Source organism: Microbacterium sp. Leaf161 (genome assembly GCF_001423645.1).
Lineage (GTDB): Bacteria > Actinomycetota > Actinomycetes > Actinomycetales > Microbacteriaceae > Microbacterium > Microbacterium forte.
This window is the reverse complement of record NZ_LMOW01000002.1, coordinates 77749-92895: the sequence shown is the minus strand read 5'-3', so window position 1 is coordinate 92895 and position 15147 is coordinate 77749. Positions and strand designations below refer to the sequence as shown.

The window sequence follows — 15147 nt, the reverse complement described above, 5'->3', positions numbered from 1 at the left end:
CGCGTCTCAGGGGCGCAGAGCGGTCGTCGCTCTGTCTCGGAGCGTGAGGTCGCGGTGCGTCGCCGCCGCCCGCCACCCGTCGCGGGTGAGGATGCTGCGGATCTCCTCGCCCTGCAACTCGCCGTGCTCGATGACCAGAAGCCCGCCCGCATGCAGCAGCTCGAGGGCGCGCACGCTGAGCACGCGCACGACGTCGAGACCGTCCTCTCCCCCGTACAACGCCATCGACGGGTCGAAGAGGCGCACTTCCGGGTCGCGGGGCACAGCGGCGTCAGGGACGTACGGCGGGTTCGAAATCACGACGGACGCGGTGCCGTCGAGCTCGGGGAACGCATGCGCCAGGTCTTCATTCACCAGGGTGAGGTTGTCCACGCCCGCAGTGTTCCGTGCCGCCCATGGGTAGGCGTCGGGCGACAGCTCCGTCGCGAAGACACGCGCATGGGGCACCTCGGTGGCCATGGCGAGAGCGATCGCGCCGCTGCCGGTGCCGAGGTCGATGCCGATCGGCGCGGGAAGCGGGGAACCCAGGAGGGCATCGATCGCGTACTGCACCACGGTCTCGGTCTCCGGTCGGGGCACGAAGACCCCCGGCCCCACGGCGAGTTCCAGATGCCGGAACGGCGCGGTTCCGGTGATGTGCTGCAGCGGCTCCCTGCCCGCCCGGCGGGTGACCAGGGCTCGCAGTGAATCCGCATCCGCCTCCTCGACCGCATCGCCGCGGATGATGACGGCCTGTACCTCTCCCCGTCGCAGACCGAGGACGTGGCCCGCGAGCAGCTCGGCATCGACGAGGGGATCCGAGACGCCCGCGTCGGCGAGTTGTCGGGCCGCGGCATGCACGGCTGAGGCCAGGGTGAGATCGGGCATGGATCAAGCGTAGAGCGCAGATGGTGTCATATTGCCCACCCCTCCAGAGTGCTCGCCTAGGCTGGAGCGCGCAGTCCCCCCGCACAGGAAGGCTCTCCCCATGCCCGGAATCCACTCCGACATCACCACCGCTTTCGGCAACACTCCCCTGGTTCGTCTGAACCGGGTCACCGAGGGCCTCGGCGCCACCGTGCTGGCCAAGCTCGAGTTCTACAACCCGGCCTCGAGTGTCAAGGACCGGCTCGGCATCGCGATCGTCGACGCCGCAGAGGCATCGGGCGAGCTCAAGCCCGGGGGCACGATCGTGGAGGCGACCAGCGGCAACACCGGTATCGCCCTGGCGATGGTCGGCGCCGCCCGCGGCTACAAGGTGATTCTGACGATGCCCGCGTCGATGTCGAAGGAGCGGCGCATGCTTCTCAAGGCATTCGGCGCCGAACTCGTGCTCACCGACCCCACCAAGGGCATGACGCACGCTCTGGCCGAGGCGGAGGACATCGCCGCCCGCACGCCCGGTGCGGTGCTGGCGAAGCAGTTCGCCAACGAGGCGAACCCCGCGATCCACCGCAAGACCACAGCGGAGGAGATCCTCCGCGACACGGAGGGCTCAGTCGACTACTTCGTCGCCGGGATCGGCACCGGCGGAACCATCACCGGTGTCGGCCAGGTTCTGAAGGAGCGCATCCCCGGCGTGCAGATCGTCGCCGTCGAGCCCAAGGACTCCCCGATTCTCACCGAGGGGCACCCCGGACCGCACAAGATCCAGGGCATCGGACCGAACTTCGTGCCCCCCATCCTCGATCGCGATGTCCTCGACGAGGTCATCGACGTCACCTTCGACGACGCCATCCGTGTCGCGCGTGAGACCGCGCGCAAGGAGGGCATCCTCGTGGGCATGTCTAGCGGCGCCGCGATCTGGGCCGCTCTGCAGGTCGCGCAGCGCCCCGAGGCGGCGGGCAAGACCATCGTCGTCATCATCCCCTCGTTCGGCGAGCGCTACCTCTCGACCGCCCTGTACGAAGACCTTCGCGAAGGCTGATCCGCTCGATGGGCATGATCGACCGAATGCGCGAGGACATCGCGGCAGCGCGCATCCGCGACCCCGCGGCGCGCAGTGGCGCTGAGGTGGCGCTGCTGTATCCGGGGCTGCACGCGATCTGGGCGCATCGCGTCTCGCACGCGCTCTGGCGCCGACGGCTGCGGCTCGTCGCCCGGGCCACCTCGCAGATCTCGCGCTGGCTCACCGGCATCGAGATCCACCCGGGGGCGCGGATCGGCCGACGCTTCTTCATCGACCACGGCATGGGTGTGGTGATCGGCGAGACGGCGGAGATCGGTGACGACGTGATGCTCTATCACGGCGTCACGCTCGGCGGTCGCACGCGAGGCGTCGGCAAGCGTCACCCCACCCTCGGCGACGGTGTCGCCGTGGGCGCGGGGGCCAAGATCCTGGGGCCGGTCACGATCGGCGAGGGCTCGGTGGTCGGGGCGAACGCCGTGGTGACCCGTGACGCCCCGGCAGACAGCATCCTGGTCGGAGTGCCGGCGAAGCCGCGGGCGCGGATCATGGGCGAGGACACCAGAGCCGTGCTGACCGCACCGGACTACTCGATCTGACGCTCTCGCGTGTGCATCACGCGCCGCGGCGCGACCGCACCTTGTCGACCTTCTTGCGGAGGAAGATCAACGGCAGCAGAACGCTGCCCAGCGCGGTGATGAGCCAGACGATCACGGATCCGAGCATCCACCCCGAGAGATCGACGATGCGCAGCCCGCCGATCGGCAGCAGCACGACGATGACGAGTGCGATGAGCGTCGAGAAGATCCCGATGCCGCCCATCAGCACCGGCGCGTACCGATCGGCCATCCTGCTGACCCACGGAGCGAGAACGCTCTGAAGGATCGCGAAGATCACGATGCAGATCACGAATCCCCACCATTTGTCCCACTCGATCTGGAAGCCCTCGAGCAGGAGGTCGGCGGCGATGAGGCCGAGACCTGCGGACACGAGATACATGAGCGCGCGGAACAGAAGGGTGATCACGGCCTGAGCCTATCGCTCTCACTGCGCGACGAAGAAGGGGATCGCTCCCGACAGGATGCCGACGGCGAGCATCACCAACGACACGATCACCGCGCGCCAGAGCACCTTCTTGTGATGATCGCCGAGGTTGACGCTCGCGAGCGAGACGAGCAGCAGGATCGCCGGCACCAGAGGACTCTGCAGGTGCACGGGCTGACCGATGATCGACGCCCTCGCCATCTCGACGGGATCGATTCCGAACGTCGCTGCGCTCTGGGCGAGCACCGGCAGGATGCCGAAGTAGAAGGCGTCGTTGGACATGAAGAACGTGAACGGGATCGACAGGACTCCGGTGATGGGTGCGAGGAAGGGCCCGAGGGCCGGCGGCAGCACATCGGTGATCCATGTCGCCATCGCGTCGACCATGCCGGTGCCGGTCAGCACGCCGACCAGAACTCCGGCGGCGATGACCATCGACACCACCCCGACGATGCTCGGGGCGTGTGCGACGATCTCGGACGACTGCTCCTTGATCCCCCGGAAGTTGACGAGCAGCGCGACCGCCGCTCCGACCATGAACACATAGGGAAGCGGCATGATGTCGAGCACGAGCAGCACCATCACGGCGAGCGTGAGGGCGAGGTTGAACCAGATGAGCCTCGGTCGCAGCGTCGGCCGTGCGGGGTCGAGCATGGTGTCCGCCATGGCCGTGTCCGCAGGGTCCACGCTCGCCGCGGCCACCGGGCCGCGCCCACCTGCCACGACCACGATGTTGCCGGTGCGCAACGCCGCACGGGCACCGGGCTTCGCATCCGAGCCGCGGAAGATCTTCGGCACCGTCGAGAAGGCTCCGCCGTCGGTGCCGGTGAGCAGCGCATCGGAGTCCAGGCGGCCGAGACGACGTCGCTCCTGCAGACCGAGCATCCAGGCGAAGCCGAGCGTCACGACGATGCCGACGCCGAGCGCCGGCAGCATGGGAACGAAGATGTCGGTCGGCTGCAGGCCCAGAGCGGTCGCGGCGCGCACGGTCGGCCCGCCCCACGGCACGATGTTCAACGTGCCGTTCATCAACCCGGCGACGCAGGTGAGGACGACCGGGCTCATGCCGAGACGGAGGTAGATCGGCAGCATCGCCGAGGTCGTGATGATGAACGTCGTCGAGCCGTCGCCGTCGAGAGAGACAGCGCCTGCGAGAATAGCCGTGCCGAGCACGACCTTCGCGGGGTCGTCACCGAGAACGCGCGTGATGACGCGGATCAACGGGTCGAACAGGCCGACGTCGATCATGATCCCGAAGAACATGATCGCGAACATCAGCAGTGCGGCGGTCGGCGCCATGGTGGCGATCGAGTCGAGGATCATGTCGCCCATGCCGAGCCCGGCGCCGGCGAACAGCCCGAACACGGTCGGCACGAGGATCAACGCCACCATGGGAGTCAGCCGCTTCGTCATGATCAGGGTCATGAAGGCGAGCACCATGGTGAATCCGAGAAGGACGAGGACCCACTCCGGCGGTACGAACGCGACGTCGTAGGTCGGCGCCTCTTCGGCGGCCGCTGACAGGCCGGTGAGAACGTCGGGCATGCTGTGACTCCTTCGTCGGGGATCCGTCGACTCCGACGGATCCTGACGAGACTAGGCAATCCGTCGCTTGCGAGCGCGGTATGCCGCATTCCCGGACGTTGTGCGCGTAGCGTGAGTTCTGCGCATATTGCGCGATGGTCGCGTGCGAAGGGAAGAGGGTGTCGAAGACGACGACGAGACCTCGGTTCGCGACACGGACGCTGCTGCTGCACCTCGGCACGGTCGCGCTCGTGGTCGCGCTGTGCACCGGTGTGTACCTCGCTCTCGCCGTGCAGCAGCTGCGCGCCGAAGCCGAGTCCACCGCCCTCGGCATCGCGAGGACCCTGGCCGAGGACCCGCAGGTTCGCGCCGAGGTCGCGCGCATCTCCTCAATGCAGGAGACGCCGGATGCCGAGGTGCTCAGAAACGGCGAGCTGCAGCGCATCGCGTCGAACGTGTCCGACCGCACCGGAGCGCTCTTCGTGGTGATCGCCGACGCGGACGGCATCCGCCTGGCCCACCCCACCAGCTCACGCATCGGCCAGATGGTCAGCACGCCTTTCGAGGAGGTTCTCGCCGGGAACGAGGTCGTCGACTGGCAGACCGGCACCCTCGGCGAGTCGGCGAGAGCCAAGGTGCCGGTGCGTGACGAGGCCGGCGTGCCCGTCGGCGAGGTCAGCGTGGGGTTCGAGCGCACGGGAGTGTTCGACGACCTCCCACCCCTGCTCGCCGTGATCGGCGCCACAGCCACGGGGGCGGTGTGCCTGGCGATCATTGCATTCCTTCTACTGCGTCGTCGGTGGGAGCGGCTCACGCTCGGCGTGCAGCCGGAAGAGCTCGTGGCGCTCGTGCAGAACCAGACAGCAGTGCTCAACGGCGTCGACGACGGCGTGCTCGCGGTCGACATCGCCGGCGTCGTGCGGGTCAGCAACGATGCGGTCGACCGTATGCTCGGCCTCGATTCGCCGGTCGGACATCGGCTGGCGGAGCTCGGACTTCCTCCGGCTGTCGTCGAGACCGCGACGGGCAGGCGCACCACATCGACCGCGGTGGTGGGCGGACGCGTCCTGTACTTCGACTCCAGACCGGTCATCCGCGACGGGAGGCCGCTCGGAGACGTGCTGATCATCCGCGACCGCACCGACCTCATCGCGCTGACGGAGCGGCTGGAGACCGTGCGCGCGGTCACCACTGCGCTGCGCGTGCAGCGCCACGAGTTCGCCAATCGCATGCACGTGGTCGCCGGACTCATCGATGCGGCCAGGATCGACGACGCCAGAGGCTTTCTCGATGAGCTCGTCGAGCGGGGCTCGGTCGCGTTCCCCGTCGCCGGGCTCGAGCTGCTCAGCGATCCCTTCCTGCATTCGTTCCTCGGCGCCAAAGGCATCGAAGCCGGTGAGCGCGGCGTCGCGTTGCGGATCGCGGACGAGACCCAGCTGATCGGAAGTGTGGCAGAGCCGGAGGACGTCGCAGCCGTGCTGGGCAACCTCGTCGACAACGCGGTGAAAGCAGCCGCCTCCGGAGAGCGGATCCCCCGCTGGGTGGAAGTCGCGGTGCTGGGAGACGGTGACGCGCTGGTCGTCACGGTCGCGGATTCCGGGCCGGGACTCGCGGGGATCGATCCGATGGCGCCGCGGACGCCGGGTGAGGACGACCACGATCACGTGCACGGCCACGGTCTGGGCATCCCCCTGGCTCGAGACATCGCGCGCCGCCGTGGCGGAGACCTCTGGATCATCGACGCGGGGGGCGGGGAGCACGGCGCCGTTCTCGCCGCGCGCATCGGCCGCGCCGTGTCCGACACTCCGACGACCGAGGAGAAGCAATGACCGACCCCCTCCGCGTACTGATACTCGACGATGACTTCCGCGTCGGCCTGCTGCATCAGAGCATCGTCGACGACCAACCGGGTTTCACCGCCCTGGAGCCGGTGCGGTCTCTCGCCGAGGCGAGGGAGCGCATCCGCTCCGCGCGCCCTGACCTGCTCCTCGCTGATGTCTTCCTCCCCGACGGAGACGGCATCGCTCTGGTGCGGGAGGCCGGGATCGACGCGATCCTCATCTCGGCGGCTGATGACGCGCCCACGGTGCGCCGGGCGCTCAGATCAGGTGCCGTCGGATATCTGCTGAAGCCTTTCGACCGACGCGCGCTGATCGGCCTGCTCGAGCGCTACGCGCGGTACCGCAACCTGCTCGCCGGCGACCGGCCCCTGCGTCAGGAGGACGCCGACCGTGCTCTGGCGATCCTGCACGGCGCCGGAGAACCGGTGTCGGTCTCGCGTTCGGCGACGGAGCAGCTGGTGCTCGCCGCACTCGGCGATGGCGAGGCCTCGGCGGCCGAGGTCGGGGAGCTCGTCGGGATATCGCGCGCCACTGCACAGCGTCACCTCGCGGCTCTCGCTGCACGCACCGTCGTGGAGGTGCGACTGCGCTACGGCGCGACCGGACGACCCGAGCACCGGTACGCGGCCCGCACCTGACCCGAGCACAGGCGAGGAGCGACGCGCGATCGGCTCAGGAGTCGGAGCCCACCGCGGCGAGCCGGGCCTCTTCGTCTGCCTGGATGGCACTGACGATGATCGGCTCGAGCGCACCGTCCATCACCTGGTCGAGGTTGTAGGCCTTGAAGCCGGTGCGGTGGTCTGCGATCCGGTTCTCGGGGAAGTTGTACGTGCGGATGCGCTCCGAACGATCCATCCCGCGGATCTGCGACTTGCGCGCGTCGGATGCCGCTGCATCCAGCTCCTCCTGCTGCTTCGCGAGCAGTCGCGCTCGGAGCACGCGCATCGCCGCCTCACGGTTCTGCAGCTGGGACTTCTCGTTCTGCATCGACACGACGATGCCGCTCGGCAGGTGCGTGATGCGCACAGCCGAGTCCGTGGTGTTCACCGACTGGCCGCCAGGGCCCGATGAGCGGAACACGTCGATCTTCAGGTCGTTCTGATTGATGGCGATCTCGTCGGGCTCATCGACCTCGGGGAACACCAGCACTCCGGTGGTCGAGGTGTGGATGCGCCCCTGCGACTCGGTGGCCGGCACACGCTGCACGCGGTGCACGCCGCCCTCGTACTTCAGGTGCGCCCAGACGCCCTGCGCCGGGTCGGTCGACGACCCCTTGATCGCGACCTGGACATCCTTGTAGCCGCCGAGGTCGGACTCGTTCCGCTCGAGCAGCTCGGTCTTCCATCCCTTGGACGCCGCGTACTGGATGTACATGCGGAGCAGATCTGCGGCGAACAGCGCCGACTCGGCACCGCCCTCCCCCGCCTTGATCTCCATGATCACGTCGCGTGCATCGTCGGGGTCACGAGGGATGAGCAGACGCCGGAGCTTCTCCTGCGCCGTCTGCAGACCCTCTTCGAGGGACGGGACCTCGGCGGCGAACGCCTCGTCGTCGCGAGCGAGCTCACGCGCAGCGTCCAGATCCTCGGATGCCGCCACCCAGGCCTCGTAGGCGGCGACGATCCTCGACAGCTCGGCGTAGCGACGATTGACGCGCTTCGCCCGAGCAGCATCGGCGTGCACCGCCGGGTCGGAGAGCTCCTCCTGCACCCGGCGATGCTCGTCGATCAGAGTCTGGACGGACTCGAACACGTCAGCTCCGCTCAGCGGATGTTGTTGTCGTGACCGTGCGCGCCCGAAGGCAGCGTCGGGATCGACTTCTGCATCTGCACGAGGAACTCGACGTTCGAGTGGGTCTCCTTGAGCTTGCCCAGGACGACCTCGAGCGCCTGCTGCTGGTCGAGGCCCGCGAGGGCTCGGCGCAGCTTCCAGGTGATCTTGACCTCGTCGGTCGACAGCAGCATCTCTTCGCGGCGGGTGCTCGACGCGTTCACGTCGACGGCCGGGAAGATGCGCTTGTCGGCGAGCTGACGCGACAGGCGCAGCTCGCTGTTGCCGGTGCCCTTGAACTCCTCGAAGATGACCTCGTCCATCTTGGAGCCGGTCTCGACGAGAGCCGTGGCGAGGATCGTGAGGGATCCGCCGTTCTCGATGTTGCGCGCAGCGCCGAAGAAGCGCTTGGGCGGGTACAGCGCCGAGGCGTCGACACCACCCGAGAGCACCCGTCCGGATGCCGGAGCCGCGAGGTTGTACGCACGGCCGAGACGCGTGATCGAGTCGAGCAGCACGACGACGTCGCGGCCCAGCTCGACGAGACGCTTGGCACGCTCGATGGCGAGCTCTGCGACCGTGGTGTGGTCTTCGGCAGGACGGTCGAACGTCGAGGCGATGACCTCGCCCTTGACCGTGCGCTCCATGTCGGTGACCTCTTCGGGGCGCTCGTCGACGAGCACGACCATGAGGTGGACCTCGGGGTTGTTCTGAGCGATCGCGTTCGCGATCTGCTGCAGGACGATCGTCTTGCCGGCCTTGGGCGGTGCGACGATGAGTCCGCGCTGTCCCTTGCCGATCGGAGCGACGAGGTCGATGATGCGCTGGGTCAGCTTCTCGGGCACCGTCTCGAGGCGCAGACGCTCCTGCGGGTAGAGAGGGGTGAGCTTGCCGAACTCCACGCGGGTCGCGGCGTCGTCGATCGACAGGCCGTTGATCGAGTCGACCTTCACGAGGGCGTTGTACTTCTGGCGCCCCTGCTGCTCGCCTTCGCGCGGCTGCTTGATCGAGCCGACGATCGCGTCGCCCTTGCGCAGGTTGTACTTCTTGACCTGTCCGAGGGAGACGTAGACGTCGCTCGGGCCGGCGAGGTAGCCGGTCGTGCGCACGAACGCGTAGTTGTCGAGCACGTCGAGGATTCCGGCGATCGGAACGAGGACGTCGTCCTCGCCGATCTCGGTGTCGAACTCGTCGGTCGGCACACCACCGCGGCGCTTGTTGCGCTGACGGTTGCGGCCGTTGCCGCCCTCGTCTTCGGCGGGTGCGCTCTGCTGCTGCTGAGGCTGCTGCTGCTCGCCGCCCTGTGCGGCGCCGTTCTGACCGCGACCGCGGTTGCGGCTGCGGTTGCGGTTGCGGTTGCGGCCGCCCTGTTCCTCGCCGCCGTCAGCGGAGTCGGAGGACGAGTCGGCGGCGGGGGCCGCGTCGGCCGGTGCGGCGTCGGCGGGCTTCTCGGTCGCAGGAGCCTCGGTCTCGGCCGCAGGCTTCTTCGCCGTGCGGCGTCCGCGGCCGGTGGTCTTCTTCGGCTCGTCGGTCGAGCCGGCAGCGTCAGCAGAGCCGGCTGCGTCAGCGGAGTCGCTGCTGTCGGCGGTCTTCGCAGCGGGGGCCTCGGCGGGCGCTGCGGGAGCCGATGAGGAGGCTGCAGGAGCATCCGCGGCTGCGGGGGCCTCGGCGGTCTCGGCGTCGGCCTTCTTCGCACGACTGCGACGGGGGGCCTTGGCTTTGGGAGCCGCGTCGGCGGCGGGCGTCTCGGCAGCGGGGGCCTCGGGCGCCGGTGTGCTGTCTGCGGACGCAGCAGCTTTCTCCGCCTTCGCGGCGGCTGATGCGGTGCTCGCCCGGCGCGGCGCGCGCTTGCGGGCCGGGGCCACCTCGGTCGCGGCAGTCGTCGCGGCGTCGGAGCTCGCGGCCTTTGCCGGAGCCTCGGCGGCAGTCGCCGCCTGGTCGTTCTGGGTCTCGGAGAAATTCTCCACGAGTACTCCCTCTTTGGTCTCGGGGACATGAGCGGCACGCGCACAACGGGTGCTGCGCGCGATCGCACGGACTGACGCTCGGCGTCAGTCAGCCTCTGCACTGGGTTCTCGGAAAGAACGGAGTTCTCGGTGAGAGCAGTGTCACAGGGGTTTGCGTGCGGGTCTTGCAGAGTTGCAATGGGGCCAGATTCACGCAGTTACGTGGAGCCCTCCGCTCGATTCCCCACTGTACCACCACGCACGTCGACCGCGAGCAGCAGCGCGTCCCACGGGGTGTCGGTCGTCGATGCGGCGAGTTCCATGGCGTCCTGACGGCTTCCCGGGCCGTCGGCGAGCACGAGCACGCTGGGACCGGCGCCGGACACCACGGCGGCGAAGCCCGCCGCACGGAGCGTCTGGACCAGCCGCTGAGTCTCGGGCATCGCCTCGGCCCGGTAGTCCTGGTGAAGGCGGTCGGCCGTCGCGTCGAGCAGCAGTTCGGGGCTCTGCATGAGTGCCGCGATCAGCAATGCCGAGCGCGAGACGTTGAACACCGCATCTGCCGTCGAGACCTGAGGCGGCTGCAGCGAGCGTGCTTTCGTGGTCGACATCGTGTACGAGGGCACGAGCACGAGCGGCGACACACCGCGGTGCACGAGCAACTTCTTGTGCTGCGCTCCGCGCTCCCCCATCCACGCGATCGTCAGCCCGCCGAACAGCGCGGGCGCCACGTTGTCGGGGTGTCCCTCGATCTCGGTGGCGAGGCGGAGCATGTCGACGTCGCCGATCTCCACATCGCCCTCGAGCAGCCCCTTGGCCGCGAGGATGCCTGCCGCGACCGCCGCGCCTGAGGATCCGAGTCCACGACCGTGCGGCACGCCGTTCTCGGCGACGATGCGCAGCCCCGGAAGGGGCCGCTCGACGTCTGCGTACACATGTGCGATCGTGCGGACGATGAGATTCGAGTCGTCACGGGGGATCTCGGCGGCTCCGGAACCGGAGACCTCGATCTCGAGCGCTCCCGCGGGGAGCTCCGTGACCAGAAGCGTGTCGTAGACGCTGAGCGCGAGTCCGAGGGTGTCGAATCCAGGGCCGAGGTTGGCACTGGTCGCCGGGACCGTCACCTCGACCGTGCGCCCTGCCGCCATCGTCACTCGCCTTCCACGCGGAGCACCGAGACGACCCGTTCGACGACAGAGCTGCCCGCGAGCGCATCGACCGTGGCGCTGAGCGCGGCATCCGTGGCACGGTGCGTGCCGATGACGAGGCGAGCGGTGGGCTCGTCCTCTCCTTCGACGGTCTGCACGACAGTGGCGACCGAAACGGCCCCATCGCTCAGGATGCCGGCGACGGTCGCGAGCACGCCCGGAGCGTCCGCGACCTCGAGAGTGATCTGGTATCGGGTCGTGACGTGACCGATCGGCACCACAGGGAGGTTCGCTCTGGTGGACTCCCCCACGCCGACGCCGCCGGCGATGTGCCGGCGAGCCGCCGACACGACGTCTCCGAGCACTGCGGATGCCGTCTGCACTCCGCCGGCGCCTGCACCGTAGAACATCAGCGACCCTGCGGCCTCCGCCTCGACGAAGACGGCGTTGTTGGCGCCGTGCACCGAGGCGAGCGGGTGCGACTTGGGGACGAGTGCCGGGTAGACGCGCACCGAGATCGACTCGGTGCCGTTGGCCTCGATGCGCTCGCAGACGGCGAGCAGCTTGATCACGAAGCCGGCGGCGCGCGCCTCGTCGATCATCGACGCCGTGATCGTCGTGATGCCCTCGCGGTACACGGCGTCGAGCGGAACCGCCGTGTGGAATGCGAGACTCGCGAGGATCGCGGCTTTCTGGGCGGCGTCGAATCCCTCGATGTCGGCGGTCGGGTCTGCTTCGGCATAACCGAGGCGCTGCGCGTCGGCGAGAACGTCGGCGAAGTCGGCACCCTCGGTCTCCATGCGATCGAGGATGTAGTTGGTCGTGCCGTTCACGATCCCCATGATGCGCACCACGCGGTCGCCGGCGAGCGAGTCGCGCAGCGGGCGGATGATCGGGATCGCACCGGCAGCGGCCGCCTCGTAGTAGACGGATGCGCCCACCCGGTCGGCCGCCTCGAACAGCTCGGGACCATGCGTGGCCAGCAGCGCCTTGTTGGCCGTCACGACATCGGCGCCGGAGCCGATTGCCTGCAGGATGCTCGTGCGTGCCGGCTCGATGCCGCCGATCAGCTCGATCACGATGTCGGAGCCGAGGATCAGCGACTCTGCATCCGTCGTGAACAGCTCCTTGGGCAGATCGGTCTCGCGCGGCGCATCGAGGTTGCGCACCGCGATGCCGGCCAGCTCCAGCGTGGCACCCGCGCGGTCGGCGAGTTCGTCGCCGTGGCGAAGAAGGAGGGCGGCCACCTGGGAGCCGACCGCTCCGGCGCCGAGGAGCGCCACCCGAAGTCGTCGGTACTCAGTCGTCATTGCATCTCTCCTTAGGAGGGTTGATCAGTCGTGCTACGTCGGGGACCGCGTCGTTCGCGCGGATCACCCGTGGTTCTCGGACGCCCCGACGCCGACATCGCGTGCCAGGACGTCGGCGATGGTCTCGCCGCGGACGATGATCGCCGACCGGCCATCGCGCACGGCGACGATCGGAGGGCGAGGGACGTGGTTGTAGTTGCTGGCGAGCGGCGCGCAGTAGGCGCCGGTGGAGGGAACAGCCAGCAGGTCGCCCGGAGACACATCGGCGGGCAGATACTCGTGGTCGACCACGATGTCGCCGGACTCGCAGTGCTTGCCGACCACCCGGCTGAGCTGCGGCTCCCCTGAGCCGAGCCGCGAGGCGAGACGAGCCGAGAACTGCGCTTCGTAGAGCGCCGTCCTGGCGTTGTCGCTCATGCCGCCGTCGACGCTGATGTAACGCCGAGTGGCTCCGGTGTCGAGCGCGACGTCCTTGGTGGTTCCGACCTCGTAGATCGTCACCCCGGCGGTGCCCACGATCGCCCTACCCGGCTCGAACGACAGGGCGGGCACGGCGATCCCGCGTGCGGCGCAGCCCTCCGCGACGGCGGCGACGATCTCGCCCGCGAGCATCTCGATCGGCGTGGGGTCGTCGACGCTCGTGTATGCGATGCCGAAGCCTCCGCCGAGGTTGAGCTGAGGCACCGGTCCACCCTCGAGCAGCGCGGCGTGCAGCTCGAGCACCCGCTCTGCCGACTCGCGGAAGCCCGCGACGCCGAAGATCTGCGATCCGATATGGCAGTGGAGTCCGGCGAATTCGATGCCGGGGATCTCGCGGATGCGGGCGACCGCCTGCTCGGCGTCGGGGAGCGGGAAGCCGAACTTCTGGTCTTCGTGGGCCGTCGCCAGAAAATCGTGGGTCTCGGCGTGCACGCCGCTGATGACCCGCACCAGCACGCGCTGCACAGCGCCCGTCCTGGCGGTGATCGCCGCCAGACGCTCGATCTCGATCGCGCTGTCGACGATGATCGTGCCGATGCCCACCTCGACGGCGCGCTCGAGCTCGGCGACCGACTTGTTGTTGCCGTGGAAGCCCAGGGATGCCGGAGCGACGCCCGCTGCGAGCGCGACCTCCAGCTCGCCGCCGGTGCACACGTCGATGCGGAGTCCTTCGTCGATAACCCAGCGCGCGATCGTCGTGGTCAGCAGCGCCTTGCCCGCGTAGTACACCTGCGCGGTCGTGCCGTATTCGCTCGCCGCCGCGTCGAAAGACGAGCGGAAGGCGCGGGCGCGGGAACGCACCTCGTCCTCGTCGATCACGAGCAGCGGCGTGCCGTACGTCTCGGCGAGAGCGGTCGCGGAGATGCCGGCGATCCGCAGTTCTCCGTCGGCGCCGCGGGCTGCGGAGGCGGGCCACACAGCGGCGGGAAGATCATTCACGTCGTCGGGCACGACGAGCCATTCCGGGGCGAGCGAGTCGGCAGGGGAAAGCAAGGAACACCAATCGTGGGACGAGTCTCGGGCGGATACGCGCACTGCGAGGTTGCCCCCGATTCTAGGGCACCGTGCATGCCGCATCAGTCATGGTGACACTCGGCGTCAACCCCCTGCGGACACATCCTGCCGACTCGTAAGGTGGTGGAGATGAGCACCGAATCCGCAGCACCCGATGCCCGACGCCCCGGCCTGATCGCGCGCGTCAGCACTGCGACGATCCGCTGGGCTCTGACCCGTCGTCCGGTGCGGGCCTTCCTCCTCTACTCGGAGCGTCGGGGCCCCATGCTGGCCGACAGCGTGACCTACCGCGCGCTGTTCAGTGTGTTCGCCGCCGTTCTCCTCGGCTTCTCGATCGCCGCGCTGTGGCTCGCGGGCAATCCGGACGTCTGGGATGCGATCATCTCCGCCGTTCAGTCCGTGGTGCCCGGTCTCATCGGCGAAGACGGCGTCGTGAATCCCGATGACCTCAAGGAGCCGATCTCGCTGTCGATCGCGGGCGCCGTCTCGACGGTCGCTCTGATCGGCTCGGCGCTCGGCGCCGTGGGATCCCTGCGCACGGCGGTGCGAGTCCTCGCCGGAACGGCGCACGCCGACGTGCTGTTCATCTGGGTTCTGCTCCGCAACCTGCTGCTCGCGGTGGGTGTCGCCGTGCTGTTCATCGCTGCAGCGGCCGTCACCTTCGCCGGCCGGCTCGGGATCACCTGGATCAGCGGTCTGCTCGGCATCCCCGAGGATTCGCCCGTCGCATCCTGGGGCATCCGGATCGTCTCGCTGATCGTCGTACTGGCGCTCGACACCGTGCTCATCGCGGGCGTGTTCCGGCTGCTCTCCGGTCTCCGTCCCTCGGGGCGCTCCCTCTGGATCGGGGCTCTCATCGGCGGCGTCGGGCTGCTCGTGCTGCAGGAGCTCTCGGGGCTGTTCATCGGGGGCGCGACGAGCAATCCGCTGCTCGCCTCCTTCGCCACGCTGCTCGCGCTGCTGATCTGGCTCAACCTGTCGACCCAGGTCATCCTGATCTCGTGCGCCTACATCGTCACATCGGAGGAAGAGCGCAAAGACCGCGTGCATGCCCGATTCGGCGCGACGACTTTCCTCCAGCGACGCGTGCAGCGAGCTGAGGCCGAGGTCGCGCTCGCGACGTCGGAGCTTCGCGCGGCCCAGAAGGCCGAGCGGTAAGCCCGCCTCGGTTCCGACGACGACTGA

13 protein-coding genes are annotated in these 15147 nt (G+C 68.8%); 5 read left to right on the top strand and 8 right to left on the bottom strand.

The window, feature by feature from the left end:
• Positions 1 to 6: 6 nt before the first annotated feature.
• The gene (gene prmC / locus ASF87_RS13130) at positions 7 to 867 is read right to left on the bottom strand and encodes a peptide chain release factor N(5)-glutamine methyltransferase (protein WP_056376568.1); all 861 of its coding nucleotides are present in this window, start codon (positions 865 to 867) and stop codon (positions 7 to 9) included.
• Positions 868 to 967: 100 nt separating this feature from the next.
• On the opposite strand from prmC, the gene cysK reads away from it, so the two are divergent.
• The gene (gene cysK / locus ASF87_RS13125; protein WP_056376567.1) at positions 968 to 1906 is read left to right on the top strand and encodes a cysteine synthase A; all 939 of its coding nucleotides are present in this window, start codon (positions 968 to 970) and stop codon (positions 1904 to 1906) included.
• A gap of 8 nt (positions 1907 to 1914) precedes the next feature.
• Positions 1915 to 2484: a serine O-acetyltransferase EpsC gene (epsC, locus tag ASF87_RS13120; RefSeq protein ID WP_056376566.1), complete on the top strand. Its 570-nt coding sequence runs from the start codon at positions 1915 to 1917 to the stop codon at positions 2482 to 2484.
• A gap of 16 nt (positions 2485 to 2500) precedes the next feature.
• On the opposite strand, the gene ASF87_RS13115 is transcribed toward epsC, so the two are convergent.
• Both ASF87_RS13115 and ASF87_RS13110 read right to left on the bottom strand, forming a co-directional pair.
• Complete coding sequence (locus ASF87_RS13115) at positions 2501 to 2911, bottom strand: phage holin family protein (protein WP_056376565.1); 411 nt, start codon at positions 2909 to 2911, stop codon at positions 2501 to 2503.
• An 18-nt stretch (positions 2912 to 2929) separates the two neighbouring features.
• On the bottom strand, positions 2930 to 4474 hold the full coding sequence (locus tag ASF87_RS13110) for a CitMHS family transporter (protein ID WP_056376564.1): 1545 nt from the start codon (positions 4472 to 4474) through the stop codon (positions 2930 to 2932).
• A 158-nt stretch (positions 4475 to 4632) separates the two neighbouring features.
• Between ASF87_RS13110 and ASF87_RS13105 the strand changes: the two genes are divergently transcribed.
• On the top strand, positions 4633 to 6282 hold the full coding sequence (locus ASF87_RS13105; RefSeq protein ID WP_235558962.1) for a sensor histidine kinase: 1650 nt from the start codon (positions 4633 to 4635) through the stop codon (positions 6280 to 6282).
• Positions 6279 to 6932 (top strand): response regulator, encoded by a 654-nt coding sequence (locus ASF87_RS13100; protein ID WP_056376562.1) that lies wholly within the window; start codon positions 6279 to 6281, stop codon positions 6930 to 6932. The genes ASF87_RS13105 and ASF87_RS13100 overlap by 4 nt, the downstream gene beginning before the upstream one ends.
• A 34-nt stretch (positions 6933 to 6966) precedes the next feature.
• Here ASF87_RS13100 and prfA read toward each other — a convergent pair whose 3' ends face one another.
• The 5 genes from prfA to lysA form a co-directional block, all read right to left on the bottom strand.
• Positions 6967 to 8046, bottom strand: a complete 1080-nt coding sequence (gene prfA / locus ASF87_RS13095) for a peptide chain release factor 1 (protein WP_042541861.1) — start codon at positions 8044 to 8046, stop codon at positions 6967 to 6969.
• Positions 8047 to 8057: 11 nt separating this feature from the next.
• Positions 8058 to 10031: a transcription termination factor Rho gene (gene rho, locus ASF87_RS13090; RefSeq protein ID WP_056376561.1), complete on the bottom strand. Its 1974-nt coding sequence runs from the start codon at positions 10029 to 10031 to the stop codon at positions 8058 to 8060.
• Between the two features lie 197 nt (positions 10032 to 10228).
• Positions 10229 to 11158, bottom strand: coding sequence for a homoserine kinase (thrB, locus tag ASF87_RS13085; RefSeq protein WP_056376560.1), 930 nt, complete (start codon positions 11156 to 11158; stop codon positions 10229 to 10231).
• A gap of 2 nt (positions 11159 to 11160) precedes the next feature.
• Positions 11161 to 12468 (bottom strand): homoserine dehydrogenase, encoded by a 1308-nt coding sequence (locus ASF87_RS13080; RefSeq protein ID WP_056376559.1) that lies wholly within the window; start codon positions 12466 to 12468, stop codon positions 11161 to 11163.
• Positions 12469 to 12531: 63 nt separating this feature from the next.
• Positions 12532 to 13941, bottom strand: coding sequence for a diaminopimelate decarboxylase (gene lysA / locus ASF87_RS13075; protein WP_056376558.1), 1410 nt, complete (start codon positions 13939 to 13941; stop codon positions 12532 to 12534).
• Between the two features lie 150 nt (positions 13942 to 14091).
• On the opposite strand from lysA, the gene ASF87_RS13070 reads away from it, so the two are divergent.
• A complete protein-coding gene (locus tag ASF87_RS13070) occupies positions 14092 to 15120 on the top strand; it encodes a YihY/virulence factor BrkB family protein (RefSeq protein WP_056377011.1) in 1029 nt (342 codons plus the stop codon).
• Positions 15121 to 15147 lie beyond the last annotated feature (27 nt).